Consider the following 4,031-nt stretch of genomic DNA (forward strand, 5'->3'; position numbering starts at 1 on the left):
CAGCCAGTGATACCCCTACTGGTGCAAATAATACCGTTAGCGGCACAATACAAAGAAAGCCAAATAGATTGACCAAGCCAAATGTACCAGCTGGAGCATCGCTTGGTGTACTACCCAAAGTCAGCATTGTTAGCGTAGCTGGTAACGAAATAATTAACCCTATTGCCGCAGCTGTGCCAACTGCCTTGTGAGTCGGATAATTATACAGGGTGAGTAGTGGAACCGAAATAGTGCCGCCGCCAATCCCAACCATTGAACTGAAAAAGCCAATGCATGTACTTATTACAGCTTGTCCTGCTTTACCAGGCAATTTTTGATACAGAGCGGATTTTCCAGTTCTGAATAACATATTTAGTGCCGATAAAACCGCTATCACCCCAAACATCACAGTCAGTATAGTCCCGTCAACACGAGTCACTAACCAACTACCCCCCATGACACCTATAAGAATACATACAGCCCAACGCTTGAGTAGGGCAAAATCTACATTACCTTTTTGGTTGTGGGAACGTATTGAACTAATAGACGTTGGTACTATGGTAGCCAGTGAGGTTGCTGTCGCAACAAGCATCGCAGATTCTGATGATACGCCAAAGCTCTGGAACAAGAAAAATAGTATAGGTACGATGACGATACCGCCACCTAAACCTAACAAGCCAGCTAAAACGCCTGCGAATACACCCGTGCCAACTAATGCCAAAAAGGTAGAGATATTATTTGTTATAAATTCAATGAAACTCATTAGATATTATTTCTATTTTTATTTTTTATTGTTTTAAAAACCACAAAGACCTTATTATCAATTCAAGAGGCCATTGCAAACAGTATGCCCCTATTATTTTTAATTATCTAAAGTAACTTGGGTAGAATTAATGCACTAATTTGTTAATTCTTAGTTATTGGTTAGCTATTGATTTGTTACTCATAGTTATTCATAAGTTACATGGCGGAAAGTTCTCTTCGGACGATTTCTGTGCCTGCACTTAAAGCCCTTAGTTTTCCTCTTGCTACATCTCGAGATAAAGGAGCCATGCCGCAGTTAGTACAAGGATAGAGCTTGTCGGCATCTACATACTTGAGTGCTTCTCGTAGGGTATTGGCGACTTCCTCAGGTGTTTCAATGCTATCAGTTGCCACATCAATGGCACCTACCATCACTTTTTTACCTCGAATAAGTTCAAGTAGCTCCATTGGAACATGAGAGTTATGACATTCGAGCGAAATAATATCGATATTAGATTTTTGCAGTTTTGGAAAAGCTTCTTCATATTGTCGCCACTCAGACCCCAACGTCTTTTTCCAATCGGTGTTGGCTTTGATGCCATAACCATAGCAAATATGTACCGCGGTTTCACATTTAAGCCCTTCAATTGCTCTCTCTAAACAAGCGATCCCCCAATCATTAACCTCTTCAAAAAACACATTAAATGCAGGCTCATCAAACTGGATGATATCAACCCCCACGGCCTCTAACTCTCTGGCTTCTTGATTAAGGATTTTAGCAAATTCCCATGCGAGCTTTTCGCGACTGTGATAATGGTCATCATAAAGCGTATCTATCATCGTCATAGGACCAGGTAGAGCCCATTTAATAGGCTTATTAGTTTGCTGGCGTAAAAGCTTAGCATCTTCAACAAACACTGACTTTGGGCGAGAAACAGCACCAATCACTGTTGGTACACTGGCGTCATAACGATCACGGATCTTAACGGTTTTGCGATTCTCAAAATCAACGCCGGTAAGGTGCTCAATAAACGTAGTAACAAAATGTTGGCGTGTTTGCTCACCATCACTGACAATATCAATACCTGCCTGTTGTTGCTCTTGCAATGACACACGTAACGCATCGTGTTTGCCATCAATTAATTCTTCACCCTGTAATTTCCACGGTGACCATAGCGCTTCTGGTTGTGCAAGCCACGAGGGCTTGGGTAAACTGCCTGCCGTTGAAGTGGGTAGTAATATTTTCTGGCCTAGGGTTTTCGGAACATGTGCTTTCAAAATATGTGTTTTCATAATAAATGTATTGTACCTTTGAATTAATTGAGTCAATCAAATAGCGTAATTAGCAGACCACTGCTCAAGCATTGTTTGATATGGTTTGATAAAATGCTCTTCAGCAAATCTTCCCTGCTTAATGGCCAACATACTGCGCTCTTCTCGGTCATAAACAATGTGGGTTAATGAATGATCCAAGTTCTTCAAATTTGGTTGATAGCAATTTCCTGCAACAGCATTCGCATTGTAAATTTCAGGTCGGTAAATTTTTTGAAACGTTTCCATCGTGCTGATGGTACTTATAAGCTCAAGGTTGCTGTAATCATTAAGTAAATCGCCAAAGAAGAAGAAAGCCAATGGCGCAACACTGTTAGGCGGCATAAAATAACGAACCTGTAAGCCCATTTTTTTAAAGTATTGCTCAGTCAAAGATGATTCATTGGGCAGGTATTCAAAACCTAATAAAGGATGTTGGTTTTGAGTTCGATTATAAGTCTTGTTATCCGAAACACTCAGACAGATAACAGGTGACTTATTAAAGTGCTGTTTATAAGTCGTTGAGTTGATAAAATGTTTGAATAGTTTGCCATGTAAAACGCCAAAATCATCTGGAATGCTAAATTTGCTTTGACCTTTATTATGCTCACCTAGTAACACACTAAAATCATAATCTCGCACATAAGAAGAAAAATTATTTCCTACAATGCCTTCAATGCGTTCATTAGTTTGATGATCAACAATATTCGTTTTCAATACTTCAATAGATGGGAAAGTTTGGTTGCTGCCCTCAATATCCATATAAACAGAAATGATTTCAAGCTCGACAGAATAACGATCGCCTCTGGGATTATCCCAATACGCTAAAGCATTAAAACTATTGTCGATCATCTTTAAAGTGTTGCTCAAGTTCTGTTGGCGGCTCTCTCCTCTGGCCAAATTAGCAAAGTTGGTCGTAATACGTGTATTGTCTGAAGGTTGATAGTTTTCATCGAGAAGAATGTTTTTAATAGTAAATGTAAATGTAAAATTTTTATTCATGGCGATCTGTTACCCAAGTTAGTGTAAAAAACTTAAACATTTTCTCTAACTAATATTTCCATCACAGTTTTTTTATTTTTTCCCTTGTAATATTTTTAGGAATCAACTGTGATATTTTTTAGAGTTAGGAAGTGTGTATTTTATACTTGGTTCATTTGATGAATAAAAATGGTTTTATTTCATTGATTGATGAATAATTCTCATGGTTTTGTAGGTGAGGGTGAACTGTTCAGTGATTTAAAGGGCGTATAGCCACGCATTTCTGCTTATGCTTTTTATCTATTATCAAATGTAAATTAATTAGGTAAGTAAAATCAGACCGTTCCAATTAACCGTGTGTCAAATGCAACTCGCTTCGTTGCGATAACGGTATAGTACTAATAGTCTATTTTATCTGTTTCATGACAACGCCTCCACTTTATTTAAGTATTGCGTTGCATTGACCATTTGAGCTCACATTGCATTCCTGCCGCTCAAAACCAGTTTTATCGAGCCACCGCTACGACCGTTTTGGCACAGACTCAGGCGACAATCAGTTTAGGATGAATTGGAGTCAGTCGGGTTTCATTCAATCTTATGTTCGCTTCAAGGCTCATTGCTGCCTATGGAATATCGTGTTTGAAGGTAACTTTTACTAGATTTCAGGCCGAGTATTGAATTTAAAAATGGCCTCAGAAGAGACCATTTAGATACGAAAGCATGCGTTTCAGAGAACTAAGCTGCTCGCTACACATAGAAATTCACACGACTTTACGTCCACTTCGATAAACAGGTATATTTCTAATCGATAAACATTGGTTCATATTCATCGTACTCGCCCGTGTACCAATACTTAAGGATTTTCTCTGCTGATTTACCTCTGATTGATTGAGATATACTTGGAAAAGCTTCTACTTTCCCATCGTGCATTAATGTATCTGACAACCAGTAACCAGTACTTGACGTAGTACCTAGTGTATTAAAATAAGTTTGTTTCTTGATTGCTCTCAATACAC

General features: G+C 38.7%; 4 protein-coding genes. All 4 read right to left on the reverse strand.

All coding sequences use genetic code 11. The annotated features are described in order from the left end of the window. On the reverse strand, positions 1 to 742 hold a 742-nt coding region (locus QZ562_RS20100; RefSeq protein WP_293764290.1), incomplete at its 3' end, for a sulfite exporter TauE/SafE family protein. A 197-nt stretch (positions 743 to 939) separates the two neighbouring features. Then, positions 940 to 2,016: a methionine synthase gene (locus QZ562_RS20105; RefSeq protein ID WP_293764293.1), complete on the reverse strand. Its 1,077-nt coding sequence runs from the start codon at positions 2,014 to 2,016 to the stop codon at positions 940 to 942. 36 nt (positions 2,017 to 2,052) lie between these two features. After that, entirely contained in the window at positions 2,053 to 3,036 is a 984-nt protein-coding gene (locus tag QZ562_RS20110) for a DUF1852 domain-containing protein (RefSeq protein WP_293764295.1), read from the reverse strand. A gap of 780 nt (positions 3,037 to 3,816) precedes the next feature. Then, on the reverse strand, positions 3,817 to 4,031 hold a 215-nt coding region (locus tag QZ562_RS20115), incomplete at its 5' end, for a hypothetical protein (protein WP_293764298.1).

This window comes from uncultured Paraglaciecola sp., from assembly GCF_913058035.1.
Taxonomy (GTDB): Bacteria; Pseudomonadota; Gammaproteobacteria; order Enterobacterales; family Alteromonadaceae; genus Paraglaciecola.

What these genes read in the sequence shown, in the direction of transcription:
- QZ562_RS20105 (WP_293764293.1), bottom strand. Translation starts at nt 2,016, where the DNA reads ATGAAAACACATATTTTGAAAGCACATGTTCCGAAAACCCTAGGCCAG.
- QZ562_RS20110 (WP_293764295.1), bottom strand. Translation starts at nt 3,036, where the DNA reads ATGAATAAAAATTTTACATTTACATTTACTATTAAAAACATTCTTCTC.